Annotated in this window: 25 protein-coding genes, 1 tRNA gene and 1 pseudogene; 14 read left to right on the top strand and 13 right to left on the bottom strand. The window is 64.6% G+C overall.

Annotation, left to right across the window (positions count from 1 at the left end; translation table 11 throughout):
- Nucleotides 1-36: 36 nt before the first annotated feature.
- Nucleotides 37-119: transfer RNA gene (locus tag V6M39_RS03910), tRNA-Leu, on the top strand.
- 169 nt (nt 120-288) lie between these two features.
- On the opposite strand, the gene V6M39_RS03915 is transcribed toward V6M39_RS03910, so the two are convergent.
- Both V6M39_RS03915 and V6M39_RS03920 read right to left on the bottom strand, forming a co-directional pair.
- A complete protein-coding gene (locus V6M39_RS03915; protein WP_332642368.1) occupies nt 289-1,554 on the bottom strand; it encodes a YncE family protein in 1,266 nt (421 codons plus the stop codon).
- A gap of 48 nt (nt 1,555-1,602) precedes the next feature.
- Entirely contained in the window at nt 1,603-1,914 is a 312-nt protein-coding gene (locus V6M39_RS03920) for a WhiB family transcriptional regulator (RefSeq protein ID WP_442880672.1), read from the bottom strand.
- 30 nt (nt 1,915-1,944) lie between these two features.
- Between V6M39_RS03920 and V6M39_RS03925 the strand changes: the two genes are divergently transcribed.
- From V6M39_RS03925 to V6M39_RS03935, 3 genes are read left to right on the top strand one after another with little or no spacing between them, the layout of a single operon-like run.
- Complete coding sequence (locus V6M39_RS03925) at nt 1,945-2,745, top strand: crotonase/enoyl-CoA hydratase family protein (protein ID WP_332642370.1); 801 nt, start codon at nt 1,945-1,947, stop codon at nt 2,743-2,745.
- A 34-nt stretch (nt 2,746-2,779) separates the two neighbouring features.
- Entirely contained in the window at nt 2,780-3,538 is a 759-nt protein-coding gene (locus tag V6M39_RS03930; protein ID WP_332642371.1) for a class I SAM-dependent methyltransferase, read from the top strand.
- The gene (locus tag V6M39_RS03935; protein ID WP_332642372.1) at nt 3,535-4,149 is read left to right on the top strand and encodes an IMPACT family protein; all 615 of its coding nucleotides are present in this window, start codon (nt 3,535-3,537) and stop codon (nt 4,147-4,149) included. Before V6M39_RS03930 ends, V6M39_RS03935 begins: the two co-directional genes overlap by 4 nt.
- Here the strand turns inward: V6M39_RS03935 and V6M39_RS03940 are convergent.
- The 4 genes and pseudogenes from V6M39_RS03940 to V6M39_RS03955 form a co-directional block, all read right to left on the bottom strand.
- Nucleotides 4,146-4,421: a DUF2277 domain-containing protein gene (locus V6M39_RS03940; protein ID WP_332642373.1), complete on the bottom strand. Its 276-nt coding sequence runs from the start codon at nt 4,419-4,421 to the stop codon at nt 4,146-4,148. The two genes, V6M39_RS03935 and V6M39_RS03940, sit on opposite strands and share 4 nt — an antisense overlap.
- A gap of 76 nt (nt 4,422-4,497) precedes the next feature.
- Entirely contained in the window at nt 4,498-5,037 is a 540-nt protein-coding gene (locus V6M39_RS03945; protein WP_332642374.1) for a glycerophosphodiester phosphodiesterase family protein, read from the bottom strand.
- Nucleotides 5,038-5,114: 77 nt separating this feature from the next.
- Nucleotides 5,115-5,627 (bottom strand): annotated as a pseudogene (locus tag V6M39_RS03950) (glycerophosphodiester phosphodiesterase family protein); the annotation flags it as partial.
- Nucleotides 5,628-5,691: 64 nt separating this feature from the next.
- Nucleotides 5,692-6,219: a TetR/AcrR family transcriptional regulator gene (locus V6M39_RS03955; protein ID WP_332642375.1), complete on the bottom strand. Its 528-nt coding sequence runs from the start codon at nt 6,217-6,219 to the stop codon at nt 5,692-5,694.
- A 102-nt stretch (nt 6,220-6,321) separates the two neighbouring features.
- On the opposite strand from V6M39_RS03955, the gene V6M39_RS03960 reads away from it, so the two are divergent.
- The gene (locus tag V6M39_RS03960; protein WP_332642376.1) at nt 6,322-7,842 is read left to right on the top strand and encodes an MFS transporter; all 1,521 of its coding nucleotides are present in this window, start codon (nt 6,322-6,324) and stop codon (nt 7,840-7,842) included.
- Between the two features lie 65 nt (nt 7,843-7,907).
- Here V6M39_RS03960 and V6M39_RS03965 read toward each other — a convergent pair whose 3' ends face one another.
- From V6M39_RS03965 to V6M39_RS03975, 3 genes are all read right to left on the bottom strand, one after another.
- Nucleotides 7,908-8,189 carry a hypothetical protein gene (locus V6M39_RS03965; protein ID WP_332642377.1) on the bottom strand — a complete coding sequence of 94 codons (282 nt, stop codon included), beginning with the start codon at nt 8,187-8,189 and terminating at the stop codon, nt 7,908-7,910.
- Between the two features lie 81 nt (nt 8,190-8,270).
- Nucleotides 8,271-8,801 carry a hypothetical protein gene (locus V6M39_RS03970; protein ID WP_332642378.1) on the bottom strand — a complete coding sequence of 177 codons (531 nt, stop codon included), beginning with the start codon at nt 8,799-8,801 and terminating at the stop codon, nt 8,271-8,273.
- A 31-nt stretch (nt 8,802-8,832) separates the two neighbouring features.
- Nucleotides 8,833-9,738, bottom strand: a complete 906-nt coding sequence (locus V6M39_RS03975; protein WP_332642379.1) for a LysR family transcriptional regulator — start codon at nt 9,736-9,738, stop codon at nt 8,833-8,835.
- Nucleotides 9,739-9,810: 72 nt separating this feature from the next.
- Between V6M39_RS03975 and V6M39_RS03980 the strand changes: the two genes are divergently transcribed.
- Nucleotides 9,811-10,731, top strand: coding sequence for an EamA family transporter (locus tag V6M39_RS03980; RefSeq protein ID WP_332642380.1), 921 nt, complete (start codon nt 9,811-9,813; stop codon nt 10,729-10,731).
- On the opposite strand, the gene V6M39_RS03985 is transcribed toward V6M39_RS03980, so the two are convergent.
- Nucleotides 10,670-11,221: a TetR/AcrR family transcriptional regulator gene (locus V6M39_RS03985; protein WP_332642381.1), complete on the bottom strand. Its 552-nt coding sequence runs from the start codon at nt 11,219-11,221 to the stop codon at nt 10,670-10,672. The genes V6M39_RS03980 and V6M39_RS03985 overlap by 62 nt on opposite strands.
- 46 nt (nt 11,222-11,267) lie before the next feature.
- On the opposite strand from V6M39_RS03985, the gene V6M39_RS03990 reads away from it, so the two are divergent.
- Genes V6M39_RS03990 through V6M39_RS04000 form a run of 3 tightly spaced genes read left to right on the top strand, consistent with a single transcriptional unit; the run spans nt 11,268 to nt 15,570 of the window.
- Complete coding sequence (locus tag V6M39_RS03990) at nt 11,268-12,809, top strand: carboxyl transferase domain-containing protein (protein ID WP_332642382.1); 1,542 nt, start codon at nt 11,268-11,270, stop codon at nt 12,807-12,809.
- Between the two features lie 2 nt (nt 12,810-12,811).
- Nucleotides 12,812-14,662, top strand: a complete 1,851-nt coding sequence (locus tag V6M39_RS03995) for an acetyl/propionyl/methylcrotonyl-CoA carboxylase subunit alpha (protein ID WP_332642383.1) — start codon at nt 12,812-12,814, stop codon at nt 14,660-14,662.
- Nucleotides 14,659-15,570, top strand: coding sequence for a hydroxymethylglutaryl-CoA lyase (locus tag V6M39_RS04000; RefSeq protein WP_332642384.1), 912 nt, complete (start codon nt 14,659-14,661; stop codon nt 15,568-15,570). The genes V6M39_RS03995 and V6M39_RS04000 overlap by 4 nt, the downstream gene beginning before the upstream one ends.
- A gap of 11 nt (nt 15,571-15,581) precedes the next feature.
- Here V6M39_RS04000 and V6M39_RS04005 read toward each other — a convergent pair whose 3' ends face one another.
- Together V6M39_RS04005 and V6M39_RS04010 are read right to left on the bottom strand one after the other, a co-directional pair.
- On the bottom strand, nt 15,582-15,983 hold the full coding sequence (locus V6M39_RS04005) for a YunG family protein (protein ID WP_332642385.1): 402 nt from the start codon (nt 15,981-15,983) through the stop codon (nt 15,582-15,584).
- A 29-nt stretch (nt 15,984-16,012) separates the two neighbouring features.
- Entirely contained in the window at nt 16,013-16,681 is a 669-nt protein-coding gene (locus V6M39_RS04010) for an EcsC family protein (RefSeq protein WP_332642387.1), read from the bottom strand.
- A 41-nt stretch (nt 16,682-16,722) separates the two neighbouring features.
- Between V6M39_RS04010 and V6M39_RS04015 the strand changes: the two genes are divergently transcribed.
- From V6M39_RS04015 to V6M39_RS04030, 4 genes are all read left to right on the top strand, one after another.
- Entirely contained in the window at nt 16,723-17,688 is a 966-nt protein-coding gene (locus tag V6M39_RS04015) for a phosphotransferase (RefSeq protein WP_332642388.1), read from the top strand.
- Nucleotides 17,685-18,341, top strand: coding sequence for a leucyl/phenylalanyl-tRNA--protein transferase (gene aat, locus V6M39_RS04020; RefSeq protein ID WP_332642390.1), 657 nt, complete (start codon nt 17,685-17,687; stop codon nt 18,339-18,341). Before V6M39_RS04015 ends, aat begins: the two co-directional genes overlap by 4 nt.
- Before the next feature lie 97 nt (nt 18,342-18,438).
- Complete coding sequence (locus V6M39_RS04025) at nt 18,439-18,720, top strand: HU family DNA-binding protein (RefSeq protein ID WP_442880673.1); 282 nt, start codon at nt 18,439-18,441, stop codon at nt 18,718-18,720.
- A 76-nt stretch (nt 18,721-18,796) separates the two neighbouring features.
- A complete protein-coding gene (locus V6M39_RS04030; protein WP_332642392.1) occupies nt 18,797-19,849 on the top strand; it encodes a CPBP family intramembrane glutamic endopeptidase in 1,053 nt (350 codons plus the stop codon).
- 12 nt (nt 19,850-19,861) lie between these two features.
- Here V6M39_RS04030 and V6M39_RS04035 read toward each other — a convergent pair whose 3' ends face one another.
- Nucleotides 19,862-20,179 carry a rhodanese-like domain-containing protein gene (locus V6M39_RS04035; protein ID WP_332642394.1) on the bottom strand — a complete coding sequence of 106 codons (318 nt, stop codon included), beginning with the start codon at nt 20,177-20,179 and terminating at the stop codon, nt 19,862-19,864.
- Nucleotides 20,180-20,337: 158 nt separating this feature from the next.
- Between V6M39_RS04035 and V6M39_RS04040 the strand changes: the two genes are divergently transcribed.
- The coding region (locus V6M39_RS04040) for an ATP-binding protein (protein ID WP_332642396.1) at nt 20,338-20,660 on the top strand (323 nt) is incomplete at its 3' end.

Genomic DNA, 20,660 nt, shown 5'->3' on the forward strand with positions numbered 1-20,660 from the left:
TTCCTCGGTCCTGCGCATCGAATGCCGGGACCGTACGCGCGAGTGGCGGAATGGTAGACGCGCTGGCTTCAGGTGCCAGTGTCCGCAAGGGCGTGGGGGTTCAAATCCCCCCTCGCGCACAGATGACAAGAACCCCGACAACGCTTTTCCGTCGGGGTTCTCGTCATCTATTGGGCAGAGTGGATTTGGGAGGAACCGGAGTGGAGCGGCGTTGACGTCGGCCAGCACGGTTCAAGGGGCACGTTCGCCGCGGAACGCAGGTGACGGCTCCCCCCTCGCGCACACCCCCTACTTCCAGGCGTTGACCGTTGCTGCGGCGACCCGGCCTTCGCGGACGCGCTGCGGGTGATCGCCGACCGCAATGCGCTTGATGATCTTCTTGGTGGCGTAGTCGATCACCGCAACCTGGTCATTGCCGCTGGTCGACATCCAGCACGTGTTGCCGCCGGGGCCGGTGGTGGCCCAGTAGGGCTTGGGCCCGACGTCGAGGATCGTGTGGCCAAACGTCTTGCGGCTGACGATCGCCGCGTAGTCAGACATCGTGCCGGCGACGCACAACGAGGTGCCGGCCGCATTCATCGCGATGCCGTGATGTGCGGAGTTGAGCACGTACTGCGACTTGGGCGTCGCCTGCGCTGCTGCGCTTTGCGGGAGCACCGCGAGACGGACAACCTTGCCGGCGCCCGCGGTGTCGAACTCGACGAATCCGTGGAAGTACGAGACCTGCAGGTAGACGTACCGCTCATCGGGGGCGACCGCCATCGGCCGGACCGCTGAGCTCATGCCCGGGTAGCCCGCCTCGGCGAGCTTGGCGCCCATGTCCCACTGCTTGAGGATCTTGAACGACGAGTTGTCGACGATCTGGAAGACCTGCTTGCCCTTGACGATCTTGTCGACGCCGAGGAGGGGGTTCAGGGGGTTCAGGTCACCGGGTACGTAGACGCGACCGATGCTGGCGTGGAAGATCTTGGAGCCGTTCTTGGTGTAGTTGCTCTCGTGAGGGGTGTCACCTGAGGGGAACTCGCGGAGCTTGGCGCCGGTACGCATGTTCAGCTCGTGCACCTTGTTTGCCGTCGAGTCGGAGACGAGCAGCTTCGTGCCGTCAGGCGAGACGCCCATGTGATCGGTGCGGTAGCCCTCCATTGGGAAACGCCACACGATCTTGCCGCTCGCGATGTTGATGCCGACGACATCGGCGAGGCTCGGTCGGGAGACGGCGAGGATCTTGCCATCGGGTGTGCTGAACATGTCGTCGTTGAACTGATCGTGCCCCTCACCGACGAGCTGTCCGATCGCGAGATAGAACGCCAGCGCGACCGGATCCTTCTTGATCGCGGCGATCCGCTCGGCGCGGTCGGGTGCGACGTCGATGCGCTTGAGTCGCTTGTAGGTCACCGGGTCGATGACGTCGGTCGTGCCGTCCCAGTTGTTGCCAACGAACATGACGGTCTTGGGCGTCGCAGTTGCAGCGTCTGCGCCCCCTCGGGCGATGATCCATACGGTCATCGGCGCGATCAGAGCAAGAACCAGCGAGAGCTTCAGTGTGCGGCGCATGACGTAAACAACGCGCGGGGACCGCTGTTGGTTATGACGTCGACTGGTTCAGCTCGCGACTGAGCGCTGCCCGACCATCTCGGCACGCTCGGATTCGCTGAGCCCTCCCCATACGCCGTACGGCTCCTGCGCACTGAGCGCATGCTGACGGCAGCTTTCGATCACGGGGCACCGGCGGCACAGAGCCTTGGCGGCATCTTCGCGGCGAATGCGCTTGGCGCCGCGCTCGGCTTCCGGCGAGAAGAAGACCGACGAGTCCATGTCCATGCACAGACCGTCGTACTGCCACTCGTACATATCCATCAGGGGTAGGGGGAGCCTCTTGATGTTGACCATGAACGCTATTTCCCCGAACTCCATACCTCTAAACGTGGGAGATAGCATCTTGGGATGACTGAACCGCGGGTGATCACCGAGATCGACGGCCAGATCGCATACGTGTGGCTCAACCGCCCCGAAAAGCTCAATGGTGTGGACCTCGAGCTGATCGAGGAGCTCATCGCCGCAGCTGAGGCGCTCAAGTCCAATCGCGACGTACGCGCGGTGGTCCTGCAGGGCAAGGGGCGCTCGTTCTGCGCCGGCCTCGACTTCGGCGCAGCGTTCAAGGACAAGAAGAAGGTGGCGCGCTTCTTCCTGGCCGGTCCGCGTGTGGTCAACAAGTTCCAGAAGGTCACCACGATCTGGCGGGATCTGCCGGTGCCGGTCATCGCCGTGGTGCACGGTCATTGCTACGGCGCAGGTGTCCAGCTTGCTGCGGGCGCAGACTTCCGGTTCACGACTCCCGATGCGACCTGGTCGATCCTGGAAGCCAAGTGGGGTCTGGTGCCCGACATGGGTGGCACTGTCCCCTTCAGTGATCAGATGAAGGCCGACGACGTCATGCGACTCTCGATGACGGGCGAGCAGATCACGGGCGCCCGTGCTGCCGAGGTCGGACTCGCCACAGAAGCGGTCGACGAGCCGATCAAAGCCGCGTTGGACCTCATCGAGAAGATCGTCGAACGCTCGCCGGACTCGGTCGCAGCCACCAAGAAGCTCTTGTACGCCAACCGTCGCGGCAGTGTGCGCGCCGCGTGGAAGCTCGAGCGCAAGCTCCAAGCCACGATGTTCAAGTCGGTCAACACCAAGATTGCGCGTGAGGCCGCGACGGCCAAGCAGCCCGCGTCATACACGCCCCGCACGTTCGGCTGATCTCTCGTTCAGGGAGCGTTGCTAGGGTGTCCCGGTGGCCGAGAAGAGCAAGAAAGTAGCCAACCAGTACGAGCGTGGTTACGACTACACGAAGTACTGGGACAACCGCGACTACGAGAACGCCGCCGAGCACATTGCGATCCGGCGCCTCCTCAAGGGTCAGCACTACGGCAGCGCGGCCGACATCGGTGGCGGCTTCGGACGCCTGTGCATCCTGCTGCGTACGTTCGCCGACAAGGTCACTCTGGCCGAGCCCGCCGCGAGCCAGCTTGAAGCTGCCAAGAAGGTGCTCGACGGCACTGACATCGTGCAGGCGCAGATGCAGGCCGACGATCTCAAGTTCGCGGATGGCGAGCTCGATCTGGTGACGATGGTGCGCGTCATGCACCACATCCCGGAGCCGGCTGCCGAGTTCGCCGAGATCGCGCGCGTCCTCGCGCCGGGCGGCACCGCGATCATCGAGGTCGCCAACTACGGACACTTCAAGAACCGTCGGCGTCACAAGCGCGAGGGCATCGAGCTCCCCAAGGAGCCGGTCAGCATACGTACGGTCAAGGCAGACGAGCCAGACGCGATTGCCTTCGTCAACCACAACATCGACACGGTCGTCGCCCAGCTCGCCGAGGCGGGACTGACGCTCGAGACCAAGCTCTCGGTGTCCAACCTGCGCAGCGAACGGGTCAAGAAGACTCTGCCGAAGAGCGCGATGCTGCTGATCGAGCGGGCGACTCAGAAGCGCCTGGCGCGCAACAACTTCGGCCCGAGCATCTTCCTCAAGCTCCGCAAGAATTGAGCGAATACCGCACCATCGCCCGCGATGCCTCAGCCGAGATCGAGGTGAAGAGATCGCGATTTCTGTGCGAGGTGCGGAGGGTCGAAAGCGAAGCTGACGCCCGTACGTTCATCGAATCGGTCCGCAAACACCGGTTTGATGCTCGGCACCACTGCACGGCATTCGTGATCGGTCCGGACTTCAGCCTTCAGCGGTCCAATGACGATGGTGAGCCCGCGGGTACGGCTGGCACGCCGATGCTGGAGGTCGTGACCCGACGTGAGGTGAGCGATGTGGTCGCCGTCGTGACACGGTGGTTCGGCGGCACCCTGCTTGGTTCGGGCGGTCTGGCGCGTGCGTACGGCGAGGTCACCGGATTGGCGCTCGATCACGCTGGCATTCAGCTGCGAACCCTGCGACACAAGATGCTGGTGACGACGACTGTTGCGGAGTACGGGAGTCTCGACTCCCGGTTGCGCACGCTGGGCCAGGTCGTGGACGCGACGCACGGTGCGCATACGGAGATCACCGTGGTCGTTGCGGACCCGCAGGCATTCGTCAGCGAGGTCGCGCGCGCAAGTGGAGGGCGAGCATCCGTTGAGATTCTCAGCCCGGTATGGGTCGACGACTAGCCAGCGGCGGCGTAGCGCTTCGCGGCGCGTTCCTTGGCCTTCGCGGCTTCGATCTCACGATCCTTGGGCGGAGCCGTGGTCACCAAGTCCTCGAGCAGGTGTCCGGTGATGTGGGCGATCTCGGCAACGGCGCGGTTGAACGCTTCCTCGTTGGCCTTCGACGGCTTGGTCGACCCACTCACCTTGCGGACGTACTGGAGCGCCGCGGCCTGGACCTCGTCATTGGTCGCGGCGGGCTCGAAGTTGTGAAGGGTTCGAATGTTTCGGCACATGGTCTGAGGCTAGCCCGCAGATACAGCACAGAACAGCCCCGTCCCTCACTGTGAGAGACGGGGCCGTCCGGTCCAGTTAGCTCTGGTTCCAGAGATCTCGCGCCTTGACGGCACTGTCGGGGTAGTCGGCAAACACACCGTCGAGGCCAGCTGCGAAGAACGTCTTCAGCTCTGCCTGGATGTCGCCTTTCGCGTTCGGGTCGGTCCCGATGCGGAAGTCCGCCGGCAGGAACTGGTTCTCGTCGCGGAACGTGTACGCGACCACTTTGAGCCCAGCGCGATGCGCATCCTTGACGACCGGTGAGGGCGTCGTCAGGAATCCTGCTGCGTTGCGCGGGATCACGCTGTTCTTCTCCGGGCTCAGCCACTTCGCGTACTTCGCGACCTTGCGCAGACCGGCCGGCGCCATGATGTCGGCGTACGTACGTGGGTCGCCGGCGACCTTCAAGTCGTACGGTGCACCGACTGCCGAGGTGAGCTGAACAAGCGGTACACGTGTCTGCGTGGCGAGCTTGCGCAGGTTCGTCGTTTCGAACGACTGGATGACGACTTTGCTGTTGGCCGAATTGCGTCCGGCTCGGTCGAGCGACCGCAGCAGTGGCTTCTCCAAGGGCAAGCCGATCGACTGAAGTACGTCGGGTGCTTTGTCTCAGGCGCGACGCCGATCGTACGACCGTGTTTGCGACTCTCCTGGTTGGCAAGCGCGAGAACCTCGTCGAAGGTCGGGATCTCGAAGAGGCCGTCGTACTGAGTGTTGTCCGGGCGCACTGAGGGGAGGCGCTCCTTCGCGCGCAGCGTCTTGAGCTCCGACAAGGTGAAGTCTTCGGTGAACCACCCCGAGATCGGGACACCGTCGATGGTCTTGGTGGTCTTGCGGTCGGCAAACTCTGGATGCGCGGCCACGTCCGTCGTGCCAGTGATTTCGTTCTCGTGGCGAGCGACGAGCACTCCATCCTTGGTGCTCACGAGATCCGGCTCGATGTAGTCAGCGCCGAGGTTGATTGCGACCTTGTAGCTCTCAAGCGTGTGCTCAGGGCGGTAGCCCGAGGCTCCGCGGTGGCCGAAGACGGAGATGGCCTGATGGTGGCCGCCGTCGGACGTGGGTGTCTTGTCGGACGCGGTCGCTGGTGCAGCGACACCTCCGATGGCGATGGCGAGGCTCATGACGAGCGACGCCGGAAGGACGTACTTCTTTGGATGTGTCATGGCTTGAGTGCACGTGGGGCGGGTTAAGCCGACGTGCACGCCAGTCGCCTGACGGATGAACTTCCTAGAGAACGTCGAGGCGGCGGAGCACGTTGCGTACGTGGGTCAGAGCGCCCTTCGCCTGCAGACCCATCGTGTCGTCGAAGTAGAGGCCATCGCCGATCAGCTGGATCGTACGAGCGAGTGCCTCGTCGCCGAGGTGCTCGCGCAGCACCGTGAACCAGCCCTCACGGAGGTCGGCCAACGCTTCCGAAGCGCGCTGGTCGTGCTCCTGGGCGATACGTGCAGCGGCGACGAGGGCGCGGTCGAAATCGCTGCCGGTGTGCGCTGAGGTGCTCAGGTAGTAGTCGACGGGACCCTTCTTGGCCGTACGCATCTTGGTCGCGTCGGCCTCGCCCTGCTCGCGCAGTCGAGTGAGCATGCCGACGACGAGCTCGTCCTTGCTGGGGAAGTGATAGAGCAGCCCGCCCTTCGACACGTTGGCGTGGGCGGCGACCGCGTCGAGGGTCGCGGCACGGCTTCCGGCGGTCACCAGAAGCGTCTCGAACGAGTCGAGGACCCGGTCGCGGGTCGATCGCTCAGCGGCTGCCATACGCCCAGCCTAATGGAGGGGAATATCACCCTCGATCTGTTCGTTGTGTATACCGTCTAGCCGGTACAGTAGATACAACAGATTCAACCGAAGGAGGACAGCATGACGATCATCGATTCGCGCTATGTAGCGGACACGACGCGTAGAGCGGGACCACGAGAGTGGATCGCACTCGCGGTGCTGATGCTGCCTGTCCTCCTGACCTCGATCGACAACACCGTGCTGAGCTTCGCTCTGCCACAGGTGAGCTCGGCATTGCACCCGACGGGTGAGCAGATGCTGTGGCTCGTCGACATCTACCCGCTGATGCTCGCGGGACTGCTGGTCCCGATGGGCGGCCTCGGCGATCGCATCGGTCGTCGACGGCTACTGCTGATCGGTGCGGTCGGCTTTGGCATCGCCTCGGTGTGCGCGGCGTACAGCCCGACGGCTGAGGCACTGTTCGCTTCACGCGCGCTCCTCGGCGTATTCGGTGCAACGCTGATGCCGTCGACGCTGTCACTGATCCGCAACATCTTCGAGAACCGTGAAGATCGCCGGCTCGCCATCGCTGTCTGGGCATCGATGTTCGCCGGTGGAGCGGCCCTCGGCCCAGTTGTCGGCGGGTGGTTGCTCGAGCACTTCTGGTGGGGCTCGGTGTTCTTCATCAACGTGCCGATCATCGCGATCTTCCTGATCGCTGCGGTCGTCCTGCTTCCCGAGTCGCGCGACCCGCGCCCGGGTCGCATCGACGTACCCAGCATCGGTCTGTCGCTCGCAACCATGCTGCCGATCGTGTTCGCAATCAAGCAGTTCGCCGAGCACGGTGTCAGCGACCTCACCATCCTCAGCCTCGTGCTCGGAGTTACCAGTGCGGTCGTCTTCGTACGTCGTCAGCGCCGCATCGCCGACCCGATGATCGACCTCGCGCTGTTCTCGGATCGCGTCTTCAGCGGCGCGATTGTCGCGAACCTGTTGAGCCTCATGGGCTACGCCGGCTTCATCTTCTTCGCCGCGCAGTTCCTTCAGCTCGGAATGGGGTTGTCGCCGATGTCAGCCGCCATGGCGCTCTTGCCGGGTCTGCTGGTCACGGTACTCGGTGGATTCGCTGCCGTGCGCCTGGTCCGCTTCGTGCCGGCGCGGGTCGTCGTTGCGGCGAGCTTTGTGATGTCGGCCGCCGGATATGCGATCGCTGCATTCCTAGGTACGCCGTCGACGTGGTCGATCATGATCGCGTTCGCGGTGCTCGGACTCGGCATCGGTCTGGCAGAGACGCTGACGAACGATCTGATGCTCAGCAGCGTTCCGCCGAACAAGGCGGGCGCGGCCTCGGCCATCTCGGAGACCGCGTACGAAGTCGGCGCTGTGCTCGGTACCGCTGTGCTCGGCAGCGTGCTCACCTCAACCTATCGCTCACACCTCACGGTGCCTGCGGTTGCGCAGTGGGGTGAGAACGATTCGTCGTTCGAGTCGCTGGGTGGCACGGTGCAGTACGCGGAGTACTTCCCGAACGAGGTCGGCGAGCGCCTGATGGCGTCGGCTCAAGCTGCGTTCGACCTCGGTGTCCAGCGCACCTCGGCGGTGGCGATCGTCATCGCTCTCGCTGCGGCGTGGGTTGCCTGGCGCACACTCAAGGACGCCTGACCAACGGCGAACGCCCCCGGATCACCGGGGGCGTTCGACTCTGGTCTGTAGCTACTCCTTGAGGATCAAGCCTTCTTCTTGAGGATCAATCCGAGCACGATCGTGACGACGGTGCCGAGCACGCCGCCACCCACTGCCTGACTGACGACTGCCTCGACGTCGGTACCTGCCGTTCCGGAGCCGAGTGCGCTCGTCAGCAGCCCGCCCAGCCCACCACCTACGCCACCACCCAGGATGCTGCCGAGTCCTCCGGGGCTGGGGGTCTTGGGTTGCTTCTCGGCAGCTTGGCCACCTGCTGCACCGGCAAGAACACTCGCGATGATTCCACCGAGACCGAAGTCTGCCATCAGGTTCTCCTTCTTGATATCGCCTGACCGTTCAAGCGAACGGGTTTAACGTAGCGGCGTCGCGAGGCGGAAGGGAACCGCTCATGCCGGCGCGGCGAAGAATCCCTGTGCCTTGGTGCCGGACGAGTCCAGGCTCTCGCCCAGCTTGCCGAGCGCAGCGCCGACATTGCCGAGGATGTCGGCCAGTCCGACGAGGTCATCGGCGAGTCCGCCGAGGCTCGTCGTCGTGCCCTGAATCGTCTTGGCGGCACCGCTGAGCTGCTTGGCAGGCCCACCCATCAGCGGTACGCCCTTGATGTCGTCGGCCGCATCGGTCACGAACTTCGCGACGGAGGCAAGGTTCTCGGCGATGGAGCCCAGAGTCTTCGCGCTGCTACCGAGCTTGGTCGTGGCACCAGACTCCCCGTCGTCCCCGACGAGTGCGAGTCCTGCTGCACGGGCCTGGCCGCCAGCCTCGGACAGTCCGCCGGCCAGAGTGCGGATGAGGTCGGGGATCTCCTTGGCGAACTGGGCACTGTTGGCCAGGTCGTCCTTGTTGTCCCAGACGAGGTCGATGACTTCTTGCAGCTTCTTAGAGTCGAAGCCGCCGAGCAGCTTCCCGAGATCCACCATGATGAGCTCCTGAAGTTTGGGTGCTCGAATCCTATGGGAGCGCGGCGAAGAGGCCCTCGAGCTCTCGCTGTACGTGCTGGCGAGCAGGGTTGTCATGGCTGGAGGCGCGCCAGAGGGAGCTGACGCGGCGCCGGGGCGTCGGATCGACGACTGGCATCGCGTGCACTCGTGGCGACAATGGTTCGCGGCCCAGGCGCGGGACGAGCGCCACAGCCACGCCATGCTCGACCATCGCGGCATGGGTTGAGTAGGAGCCATCGAAGTAGCGAATGTCGGGTCGCTCGCCGTGGATGGCGAACATGTGCACGAGCCATTCGTGGCAGATCGACCCAGCAGGCGTGGAGACCCACGTCTCCTGCAGAAGATCCATGGGCGTCACAGAGTCGCGGAGTGTCAGGCGGTGATCCCAGGGCAGGAGGACATCGGCTTCGTCGCTGAGGAGCTCGTGTTGCTCGATCGTGACCGGTACGTCGAGCGGCACGGTGTTCCAGTCGTGGACGAGGGCCAGGTCGGCGCCACCCCGCTCGATCAACGTGACTCCTTCTCGCGGCTCGATCTCGACGACGGTCACATGGAGATCGGGCGCTGATGCTCGGAGCTTTGCCAGCAGCGGAGCGACAATGCCGCGTGAAGCGGTCGAGAACGTCGCGAGCCGTAGGGAACCTCGGAGCTCTTCTGCGCCACCGACGGCGAGGTTCTCCACCTGTTCGAGATCAGCAAGCAGAACGGCACCGCGCTCGGCGAGTAGACGTCCGCGCTCCGTCAGGATGACGGTGCGGCCGACGCGTTCGAGCATCGGTGTTCGGCTTTGGCGCTCGAGCTTCTTGATCTGTTGCGAGACGGCAGAGGGCGTGAAGTCAAGCTCATGGGCCGCCGCAACGATGCTGCCGCAGTCGCGTACCGCGATTAGCGCGCGAAGAGCACCCAGATCAATCATGAAGCAAGCGTACGGTGTTTCGTCCAGAAACCGTTGCTGGTGCTTCATGGTTGAGCGGGAGAGACTGGACCAATGCCGTTCAAGCACAGTGCCCTCGCCGTCTTGGTGATGATCATCTGGGGAGCGAACTTCGTCGTCATCGACGAGGGCCTGGACGATGTGCCGCCGTTGCTGTTCCTGTCGTTCCGGTTCGTGTTGGTGGCGCTGCCTCTGGTGTTCTTCATCCCGCGGCCAACGGCCGGGTGGCGGGCTGTCGTAGCGGTGGGCACGTTCATGAGCTTGGGGCAGTTTGGTCTGCTCTACATCGCCCTCGACCTCGGTATGCCAGCCGGACTCGCGTCGCTGATCCTTCAAGCTCACGTGATCATGACGATCGTCATTGCCGCGATTGCGCTGAAGGAGTCACCCACGCGCCGTCAGGTGGTCGGCGCTTCGATCGGCACGGTCGGACTGCTGGTCGTGGTCGTTGCGCACGGGGCAACTGCGCCCGTGATCCCAGTGCTGGTGATGCTCGGAGCAGCTCTCTCGTGGGCCACCGGCAATGTCGTGGCTCGAAGTGCAGGAGTGGCGTCGGGCCTCTCGTTGGTGGTGTGGTCAGCGTTGGTGGTCCCGTTGCCGGCGCTGCTGTTGTCGCTCGTAGTGGATGGACCTGCCGAAGTGGGCAGCGCTGTGACGCACCTGTCTGGTGTGGCGATCGCGAGCACGGCGTACACCGCGATTGGTGCGTCGCTCATCGGATACGGCATCTGGAACTCGTTGCTAGCCCGCCACCCGGCGAGTGCCGTGGTCCCGTTCGTCCTGCTCGTTCCGGTCATCGGCATCATGACGGCGTGGCTCGTGCAGGATGAGGTGCCGACGACGCTGGAGCTGGTGGGCGGAGCCGTGATGTTGCTTGGCGTTGCCACGGCGACGATCACTCGCAGCGCACGGCCTACGAAAGAAGGGCCGCCCGAGCCATCCGCGCCAGTCGAGCTCGCATCGCCGGCGCGCTGATTCGCGCGCTGTGCGGGGTGGAGTTGAGCATTCCGAACGTCGCTTGTACGCAGGCTCGGGTCTCGTGCGGACCGAGATCGCCGCGCAATGAACGCACGGTCTCGACCCACACGTCGATGTAGGCGAGCTGAAGAGAGCGCACCTCCTTGCGGCCGGCGACCTCGAGGTTGCCCCACTCGCGCTCCTGGATGACGATCAGCGCAGGGTTGCCCAGTGCGAAGTCGATGTGCCAGCCGATCAGGCCTTCGAGCGCTTCGCCGGGAGTCGACGCGGCGTTCCGACGGGCCAGCCCCTCGGCGAGCAAGCGTTCACTGATTGCGGTGAGCGACTGCGTCAGAATGTCGTTCTTGCTGGCGAAGTGCTTGTAGAGTGCGGGACCAGAGATGCCACACGCGTTTCCGATGTCATGCACGGACACACCATGGAAGCCCCGCTCGGCGAAGAGCTTGGCCGCGGTGTCAAGAATCTGCTGCTGGCGTGAAACGGTCACAGGAGCAGAGTAGCCGATTCTGGTTAACGACTGTTAACCTTTGGCCATGCGTGAACTGGTTGACGACCTGCGTGCCCGTTTGGCCGCTGTCCGTCTTGGAGGCAACGAGAAGTCGCGTCAACGTCATGTTGACCGCGGCAAGCTGCTGCCCAGAGATCGGATCGATCATCTTCTCGACCCCGGCTCGCCCTTTCTCGAGATCGGCGCACTGGCGGCGTACGACATGTACGGAGGCGAGGTACCGAGCGCTGGCGTCATCGCTGGAATTGGTCGGGTGAGCGGTCGCGAATGCGTCATCGTCGCGAACGATGCGACTGTGAAGGGCGGCACCTACTACCCAATAACGGTCAAGAAACACCTGCGCGCGCAGACCATCGCCGCGGAGAACCACCTGCCGTGCATCTACCTCGTCGACTCAGGTGGCGCCTTCCTGCCCATGCAGGACGAGGTCTTCCCCGATCGCGAGCACTTCGGTCGCATCTTCTTCAACCAGGCGCAGATGTCGGCGAAGCAGATCCCGCAGATCGCCGCGGTCATGGGTTCGTGCACCGCCGGCGGCGCTTACGTACCGGCGATGAGCGATGAGACTGTCATCGTGAAGGACCAGGGCACGATCTTCTTGGCGGGTCCCCCGCTGGTGAAGGCTGCAACCGGCGAGGTCGTCACCGCCGAGGATCTCGGTGGCGGCGATGTGCACGCTCGCACGTCCGGTGTCGTAGATCATCTGGCTGACGACGATGAGCACGCTCTGCAGATCGTGCGCTCGATCGTCGGAACCCTGGAGCGCCCGACGAGTCTGCCGCCGCCGCACGAGTCGGTCGAACCACGCGAGGATCCGGAGACTCTCTATGACGTGGTGCCGACGGACGGCCGCACTCCCTATGACGTACGCGAGGTCATCCGCCGCATCGTCGACGACTCACGTCTGCACGAGTTCAAACCGCTGTACGGCGAGACGCTGGTGTGCGGCTTTGCCCGGATCTGCGGCTACCCGGTGGCGATCGTCGCCAACAACGGAATCCTGTTCAGCGAGTCATCGCTCAAGGGCGCGCACTTCGTCGAGCTCGCCAACCAGCGTGGAATCCCGCTGGTCTTCCTGCAGAACATCACCGGCTTCATGGTCGGCCAGGAGTACGAGAACCGCGGCATCGCCAAGGACGGCGCCAAGCTCGTCACGGCGGTCGCGTCATCGGTCGTACCAAAGTTCACGGTGGTGATCGGTGGCTCGTACGGCGCCGGCAACTACGGGATGTGCGGTCGTGCGTACGATCCGCGATTCCTGTGGATGTGGCCCAACGCGAAGATCTCGGTGATGGGGGGCGAGCAGGCTTCGGCTGTGCTGGCAACGGTCAAGCGCGATGGCATGGAAGCCCGCGGCGAGCAATGGTCAGCCGACGACGAGGCTGACTTCCGCGCGCCGATCCGCGAACAGTTCGATGCGCAGGGCTCGCCCTACTACTCCAGCGCTCGACTGTGGGACGACGGCATCATCGACCCAGTCGACACGCGTCGGGTCCTGGCCATGGGGCTGCAGGTTGCCACCGCCGTACCGACGCCCGAACCGCGCTTCGGCGTCTTCAGGATGTAGTGATGTTCTCCTCAGTCCTCATCGCCAATCGAGGCGAGATCGCTCGCCGCGTGATCCTCGCCTGCCGCGAAGCGGGTCTCCGCAGCATCGCGGTCTACTCCGACGCAGATGCTGATGCGCCGTACGTACGTCTCGCCGACGATGCCGTGCACCTCGGGCCCACGGCGGCCAATGAGTCGTACCTCAACATCGACCGGCTGCTCGCCGCCGCGAAGGAGTCCGGCGCCGAGGCAATCCACCCGGGCTATGGGTTCCTGTCGGAACGCGCCGAATTCGCTCGCGCAGTGGTGGGCGCCGGACTCGTGTTCATCGGCCCGACGGCCGAGGTCATGGATGCGATGGGCCGCAAGGACAAGGCGCGTGCGATCGCCGAGAAGGCCGGCGTCCCCGTCACTCCGCAGTTCGATCCGTCCAACGTGCCGGCGGACTCCTACCCCGTGTTGGTCAAGGCTGCGGCCGGTGGCGGCGGCAAGGGGATGCGCATCGTCGATGACGCGAAGGACTTCGCGTCAGCGCTCGAGGCCGCGCAGCGTGAGGCGGCTTCCGCGTTCGGCGACGACACGATGCTGGTCGAGAAGTACATCGAGTCCGGCCGTCACGTCGAGGTACAGGTCTTCGGCGACAACGCCGGCCATGTCGTCCACCTGTTTGAACGCGACTGCTCGGCGCAGCGTCGTCATCAGAAGGTTGTCGAGGAGGCGCCGGCATTCGGTCTCAGCGATGAGCTCCGCGCAACGCTTCACGAGTCGTCCGTCGCGCTGTGCAAGGAGGTCGGCTACACCGGCGCCGGCACAGTCGAGTTCCTCGTCGCAAATGGGGCGGCGTACTTCCTTGAGATGAACACCCGACTCCAGGTCGAGCACTGCGTCACCGAGGAGATCACCGGGCTCGATCTGGTGCAGTGGCAGTTCTCGGTTGCCGCGGGTCAGGACCTGCCGCTGAGCCAGGACCAGATCACGTCGACCGGACACGCCATCGAGGTGCGCGTGTACGCCGAGGACCCGTACGCCGGGTTCCTGCCCCAGGCCGGCGTCCTCGACAGCATTGTCTGGCCAGAGGACGTGCGTGTCGAAACAGCCGTAGAGGAGGGCCAAGAGGTTTCCACGGCCTACGACCCGATGCTGGCAAAGATCATCGTCTCCGGCACCGACCGCGGGGCCGCGATCGAGTCGATGATTGCTGCGTTGGACGAGTCGGCGGTGCTGGGAGTCACGACCAACCTCGGATTTCTACGCAGGCTGGTCGCGAGTCGTGAGTTCGCAGATGGCGAGATCAACACATCGTGGCTGGACGGACCGTTGGCGGAAGCCTTGGTCGCCTGGCCAGAGGTTCCATCCGAGGCCTTGGCGGCAGCCGCGCGTCTGCACATCCACGGCGGACACGACGATTTGCTGGAGACTCCATTCTCGACAATCGACGGCTGGCGCAGCGCAGGTCGTCCAGCGCCTCCGGCGGTGATTCTGACAGACAGGACCGGCGCGAATCACCGAGTCGTGCTGGACGATGCCGACATCACATGGCCGGTTCTTGTCGGAGGCCGTCGGGACTCGATCGAGGTGGCGTGGGAGGGGCAGACCTGGACCTTCGAGACGCCGGACCCGATGCGCGGAGGTCACCAACGTGGTGCCTCGACAGAGGCCGACGTCGTGTCGCCGATGCCCGGGACCGTGCTGCGGGTCGACGTGGCCAAAGGTGACGTGGTCGCGCTCGGCGACCGACTCGGGGTGGTCGAGGCCATGAAGATGGAGCTCGCACTTGTGGCGCCGTACGACGGTGTCGTCGCGCATGTCGGAGCGGCTGTGGGCGACCAGGTGCCGATCAAGCATCTGCTGTTCACGGTGGAACCCGCGTGATCGTCCGCGACGCGAGTCTTCCCAAGCAGGTCACGATCTATGAGGTCGGACCGCGTGACGGTCTGCAGAACGAGTCTGTGATCGTTCCTCTTGAGGTCAAGGCCGAGTTCATCGACCGGCTCGTGGCAGCCGGACTTCCGATCGTCGAGGCAACGAGCTTCGTCCACCCGAAATGGGTGCCTCAACTCGCTGACGCGGCCGAGCTTGTCGCGCGTCTGCCGCTCGACGGTCCCGTACCGCTACCTGTGCTGGTGCCCAACGAACGAGGTCTCGATCGTGCCCTGGAGGCGGGCTGCACCCACGTCGCGGTCTTCGGCAGCGCGACGGAGACCTTCGCGCAGAAGAACCTCAACTCCACCCTGGACGACCAGTTCGCCATGTTCGAGCCCGTCGTCGCCCGTGCCCGTGAGGCTGGTCTCGATGTACGCGCGTACGTGTCGATGTGCTTCGGCGATCCGTGGGAGGGCGACGTTCCGATCGGTCAGGTCGTCACAGCAGGCAAGCGCCTGCTGGACCTCGGCGCATCGCAGCTCTCGCTCGGCGACACGATCGGCGTCGGCACGGCAGCCCAGGTCGGAGCCCTGATCGACGCATTCGGAGAATCGGGTGTCGGGGTCGAAAGCCTCGCGATGCATTTTCACGACACGTATGGACAGGCGTTGGCGAACGCCTACGCCGCGCTTCGCCATGGCATCACCACCTTCGATGCCTCGGCCGGTGGGCTCGGCGGTTGCCCGTACGCCGAGAGCGCAACCGGCAACCTCGCCACCGAAGATCTCGTCTGGATGCTCAACGGGCTCGGCATCGAGCACGGAGTTGACCTGGACTCGCTGGTGGCGACCAGCGTGTGGATGGGCCAGCAGCTCGGCAAGGAACCAGCCAGCGCCGTCGTACGAGCCCTCGGCTAGTCCCCCAACGGCTACGCCCCTTTGTGTTGGGGGGACCCCCATGTTTGTGCGAGGCGAGCCGACACACGGGACGAGAGCAACGCGTATTGCTTGTCCATGCGCGTCGCGCCAGTCGGCCGCACGACTTCCATGGCGCCGACGACATGCTCGTGCGGGCCGAACTGCTCGAGCGTGATGTCGACCTGTTCGCCGTCGGGAAGCCGGTTCCACCAGTGGAAGTCAACCCGTTGCCCGTCGACAATCACCTCTCCCATCACGAGAGAGCCCCCGAAGAAGTCGTGGAGCACGAGCGCGGTCGTGGCGCACTGGCCGCGGGACGGATTGTCGGGCGTCCAGTCCGCAACATCCTCGGGCGCGCAGGTGTCAGGTCCCCAGGACTCGCGCAGTGCGAGGATCACGGCTTCGAGCGTCATGCGATGACGGTATGCGCCGCTACCGACAACTAGACCCGACGCTCTTTGAGCTCGTTGGAAGCGTAGGCACCGATCTGCCATGTCGCGTACGCATCGCTGGATCCACCGACTGCGCCGCCGAGGAACGGCACGCGTCGGCCGATCAACGTCACTACACGACGCCCAGCCGTCCGCGCCACCAGCTCAGCTGTCACCTCGCGCGAGAGGGTGTGGTCGAGCTCGGGGTCGTGCACGGGAGACGTTGCGAGCGCCATCGGGGATGAGGGAAGTCGCTTGTGCTTCAGCAGGTCGCGGACGGAGTCCTCGCCGAGCATGCAGGCAAGGATCGCGTTGCGTACGCGAGGGTCCTCCAGGTCATAGCCGCGAAGGTGCGCTATCCCGGCGACGAGGTGGCACTGCACCAGCGTCACACCGACCACGTTGGCTGGCATCGCGATCGCCATCGCCGCGAACCCGCCGAGGTTGGTCACGAATCCCTGCACCCCAGCCAGGCCGGAGTGGAGGCGGATGAGTCCACGTACGGCCAGCTCGACGTCGCCGTTGTGGTCGACGAGCTTGGTGTCGGCAGTTGCAGCCGCCGAACGGAGCGGTCCGATGCCGTCGATGGCCTGGTCGAGGACCGTGCGTACGTAGCCTGACGCTACTTGGGGAGCCAGCTTGGTGGCGGCGGATACGGCGAGCTTGCCTCGGACTCCCATCTGGCAAGCATAGGAGGAGACCGCTTACTACGCTGGTCGCCATGGGCCGACCGTTCTCCGAGCACGTCGCCAGCGATGAGTGGCGTCGCGTGGCCGAGGACTGGATCGGCGAGCAGCTCGCGTCGTGCGGCCGCGTGCTGACGGGCGAGATCACCCAGCCGCGCGTACGCCCGTGGTCGACCCAGCTCGTGGTGCCGACTGATCAGGGCACGCTGTGGTTCAAGGCCAATTGTGCGTCGATGGCGTTTGAGCCCCTGCTGCACGCCGAACTGGCTCGTATCGTGCCGGACGCCGTGGACGCACCGTTCGCCATCGACGCCGAGCGCGGGTGGATCGTCACGGCAGATCGTGGGACAACGCTCGGCGACAGCCACGAGCCGACCGCAGAAGACTGGCGCATGCTGCTCGCCGAGACGGCGCGCATCCAGCGCGTGGTGGCGGACCACCGACAAGAACTGATCGCCACAGGACTGCCTGACTGCTCACCGATCACTGTGCCGGAGCGCTTCGATCGGATCGTGCACACGTTCGCCGGCCTGCCAGCCCATCATCCATCGCACGTGTCGCCCGACGTCGAAGTCGAGCTGCGTGCAAAGCGGGACGCGATCGCCGACGCAGCACAGCTGCTGGTCGAGGGGTCGCTCCCTGCCACGTGGCAGCACGGTGACCTTCACCCGTGGAACGTGTTCGCGCCTGCCGGCGCGGGCTTGCGCATCTTCGACTTCGGCGACGGACAGTGGTCCCACGCGGTTGAGGTGCTGAGCGTCCCATACGGCTGGATCGAGGCTCGTACGGAACTGGCCTGGGGTGATCTCGTCGATGCCTACACGGATGTCTGGGGGATCACGGTTTCGGAGCTCTCTGGCCAGTGGTCCGCGACAGCCCTCACCCAGCCGGTCAACCGTGCGCTGACCTGGTGGGCCTGCCTCGCGGGCGCCACAGCCGCCGAGTGGAAAGAGTGGGGAGACGCACCGCTCTACCACCTGAAACGCGTCCTCGAGCCGTGAGCCCGCAGCCGTTGCCGCCGTCGCCGTGGAGGTTCGAACCTGACGAGTGGCCGGAGGAGGACTGCGTTGCAGCCGGAGCAGATCTGGAACCTGGAACGATCATCGATGCCTACCGGCACGGCGCCTTCCCCATGCCTCACGACGGCGAATTGCTGTGGTGGTCGCCCATGCAGCGCGGAATCCTGGTGCCCTCGGCGCTCAAGGTCTCCCGGGCCCTGAGGCGCTCGGTGCGACACCTGTCGGTCACGGTCGATGAGTCCTTCGAGGAGGTGATCGATGCCTGCGCTGACCCGACTCGGCCGGGGAGCTGGATCGACAGCGCGATCCGCGAGGCGTACGTCAACCTTCACCGGCTCGGCTGGGCACATTCAGTTGAGACCCGCAATGCCGAGGGTGCGCTGGTCGGCGGACTGTACGGACTGAACATTGGTGGGCTCTTCGCCGGGGAGTCGATGTTTCACCGAGAGACAGACGCGTCGAAGGTTGCCCTCGTCGCGCTGGCCGAGATCGTGGGAGAAAGCGGCTTGATCGATGTGCAATGGCGAACCCCGCACCTGGCGTCGCTCGGCGTGGTCGAGTGGCCTCGCGCGATGTATCTCAGCGCACTCCCGCCGCTTGTGAATTCGGAGCCTCTGTCAGAATGGGCGCGATAGCAGCAGTAACAATCACAGAGGCCCACGGGGGGCCAAGGATCTGTTGGGGCGAGTTCATAGACTGGACGTCGCACACCACCATTCATGAGGAGCATTTGTGGCCATTTCCCGCAACGAACTCGTTGCCGCCCTTGCGTCGAAGGCAGGCACCAGCAAGACCGAAGCCGACGCCGTACTTTCTGCATTCAGCGAGATTCTCGTTGAGGCTGTTTCCGGCACCGGCGACAAGGTCTCGATCCCGGGCATCCTGTCCGTCGAGCGCGTCGAGCGCGCCGCCCGCGTAGGCCGCAACCCGTCGACCGGCGAGACGATCGACATTCCGGCTGGACACGGAGTCAAGCTGAGCGTCGGCTCGCGCCTCAAGGCAGCAGCCAAGTAGTAGCAGCACCCTTCAGCGCCATCGGATCTGTCCGGTGGCGCTGTTTTCTGCCCTCACCTCTGTCAGGATTCACGGCGTGTCCACTCCGTACCACCGTCTAGCGCGGGAGACGCCTGAGTACGCGTGGTGGAAGCTCCCGATAGCCGGGTTCCTCGCTTTCGTTCTCTATCTGTTTGCGACGGCGTTGATTGTGGGCGCGGCGTTCGTCCTCATGGCGGCGATTGGCGGCACAAGCCGCTTCGACGAGTGGTTCGACGACGCGGGCGAGATCAACGTCGATCGCCCCGACTTCTTTGCGCTCGACATGCTCTGCCTCGCGGTGGGGATTCCCGTGTTGCTGGTCTCGGTTCTCGCCACGGGCCCGCGGCGCATCGGATATCTGACGTCGGTCACAGGTCGTATGCGCTGGGGCTGGCTCAAGCACACCAGCGTGCTTGCGGCGATCGTGTTTGGCGGTGGGATCAGCGCGCTCGTCGCACTCTCGTACTGGATCGATCCCGACTCGGTTCAGTCGCCGTCTGCGGTCGACGGTGGAGTCATCTTGATGCTCATCCTGGTGCTCACGTTGACGCCCTTCCAGGCAGCAGCCGAGGAGTACGTGTTTCGCGGCTACCTGCTCCAGCTCGTCGGGTCATGGTCGAGGTTCGCGTGGATTCCGGTCGTCGTGTCCGTCCCACCATTTGTCGCGGGTCACGTCTACAACCTGTGGGGCCTGATTGATGTCGGCCTGTTCGGCTTGATGGCTGCATACCTGGTCATCCGTACGGGTGGCCTCGAGGCCAGCATCGCGGTCCATGCGATCAACAACATCACGCTGATGATCTTCGACTCCCTCGGCATGTTCAGTGCAACGGAGGGTGGAGGACCACTCGACCTGATTCCCACGGTGATCATGAACCTGGCATTCGTCGCCCTGGTTGAGCGATCAGTGCGGCGTCGTGGGATCGTGCGTCTGCGGCCGCCGATTCCGGTGCCGCCACCACAGCTCGTATGGGCACCGATTCCAGCGCCCGCGTACGCAATGGCATACGCGCCCGTTTATCAGCCGCCGGCCGAATGGGTGCCGCCTGCCAATACGCCGCCCTACCCGGGCTACCTGCCGCCGGGTTGGCGTCCGCCCGGAACCTAGGGCGTGTCAGGCCTAGACCACGACCGGCCGGCCGGCCGCCTCCCAGAGCTCCATGCCACCCGTGAGGTTGACGACGTTGTGACCCTGGGCGTGAAGCCAGCCGGTCACACGCGCTGATCTGCCTCCGACGTGGCACACGACGATCGTGTGAATCGACGGGTCGAGCTCGCCGACCCGAGACTGAATCTGGCTCATCGGAATGTGGAGCGCGCCGTCGATGTGCCCGGCGTCCCATTCGTGCTGCTCGCGTACGTCGAGCACGACGAGGTCGGCCGGAATTGCCTCAGGGATCGCGTTGATGTCGGTCGATGGAACGGCTTCTTCGCTCATTTGTACAACTTTCTCACGCTCGCTGAGCGTGACTGCGCGGTGGAAATGGGGTGGGAGTGGCAATGAACCCCCTCGAATGGTTACTTTGGACTATATGCAGGTCTGTTCCGGAGCCTTGCGCGATGCGCAGCTCCGGCTTTCTCGGGTAGGTGGTCGAAATGAAGTCACATGACATCGTTCGCCTGCCGTTTGAGCTTTCGACACCGAGCATCGCTCGGACGAGGCTCGCAGCCTTCCTGACTGTGCACCGGGCGTCCAATGCCGTCATCGACGACGCGCTCATCGTGATCAGCGAGATGATCGCCAATGCTGTCTGCCACGGCATGCCCAAGCCGGATGGCACGATCGAGATCTCGTGGAGCATCAACGGCACCCTGCTCGAGCTCAGCGTGCATGACGGTGGCGTCAGTGAGCCGCTCAAGCCGGTCGACTTCGACGAGGATTCGCTGAGTGGTCGCGGCCTGTCGATCATCAATCGGGT

Source organism: Aeromicrobium sp., assembly GCF_036675695.1.
Classification (GTDB): domain Bacteria; phylum Actinomycetota; class Actinomycetes; order Propionibacteriales; family Nocardioidaceae; genus Aeromicrobium.

Excerpts from the sequence above, each read along its gene's own strand:
- V6M39_RS03975 (WP_332642379.1), bottom strand. The coding sequence starts at position 9,738 with ATGATTGATCTGGGTGCTCTTCGCGCGCTAATCGCGGTACGCGACTGC.
- V6M39_RS03920 (WP_442880672.1), bottom strand. The coding sequence starts at position 1,914 with ATGGAGTTCGGGGAAATAGCGTTCATGGTCAACATCAAGAGGCTCCCC.
- V6M39_RS03965 (WP_332642377.1), bottom strand. The coding sequence starts at position 8,189 with ATGGCAGACTTCGGTCTCGGTGGAATCATCGCGAGTGTTCTTGCCGGT.
- V6M39_RS03995 (WP_332642383.1), top strand. The coding sequence starts at position 12,812 with ATGTTCTCCTCAGTCCTCATCGCCAATCGAGGCGAGATCGCTCGCCGC.
- V6M39_RS04015 (WP_332642388.1), top strand. The coding sequence starts at position 16,723 with ATGGGCCGACCGTTCTCCGAGCACGTCGCCAGCGATGAGTGGCGTCGC.
- V6M39_RS03960 (WP_332642376.1), top strand. The coding sequence starts at position 6,322 with ATGACGATCATCGATTCGCGCTATGTAGCGGACACGACGCGTAGAGCG.
- V6M39_RS03980 (WP_332642380.1), top strand. The coding sequence starts at position 9,811 with ATGCCGTTCAAGCACAGTGCCCTCGCCGTCTTGGTGATGATCATCTGG.
- V6M39_RS03970 (WP_332642378.1), bottom strand. The coding sequence starts at position 8,801 with ATGGTGGATCTCGGGAAGCTGCTCGGCGGCTTCGACTCTAAGAAGCTG.
- V6M39_RS03925 (WP_332642370.1), top strand. The coding sequence starts at position 1,945 with ATGACTGAACCGCGGGTGATCACCGAGATCGACGGCCAGATCGCATAC.
- V6M39_RS03955 (WP_332642375.1), bottom strand. The coding sequence starts at position 6,219 with ATGGCAGCCGCTGAGCGATCGACCCGCGACCGGGTCCTCGACTCGTTC.
- V6M39_RS03915 (WP_332642368.1), bottom strand. The coding sequence starts at position 1,554 with ATGCGCCGCACACTGAAGCTCTCGCTGGTTCTTGCTCTGATCGCGCCG.
- V6M39_RS04010 (WP_332642387.1), bottom strand. The coding sequence starts at position 16,681 with ATGGGAGTCCGAGGCAAGCTCGCCGTATCCGCCGCCACCAAGCTGGCT.
- V6M39_RS04005 (WP_332642385.1), bottom strand. The coding sequence starts at position 15,983 with ATGACGCTCGAAGCCGTGATCCTCGCACTGCGCGAGTCCTGGGGACCT.
- V6M39_RS04035 (WP_332642394.1), bottom strand. The coding sequence starts at position 20,179 with ATGAGCGAAGAAGCCGTTCCATCGACCGACATCAACGCGATCCCTGAG.
- V6M39_RS03940 (WP_332642373.1), bottom strand. The coding sequence starts at position 4,421 with ATGTGCCGAAACATTCGAACCCTTCACAACTTCGAGCCCGCCGCGACC.
- V6M39_RS03990 (WP_332642382.1), top strand. The coding sequence starts at position 11,268 with ATGCGTGAACTGGTTGACGACCTGCGTGCCCGTTTGGCCGCTGTCCGT.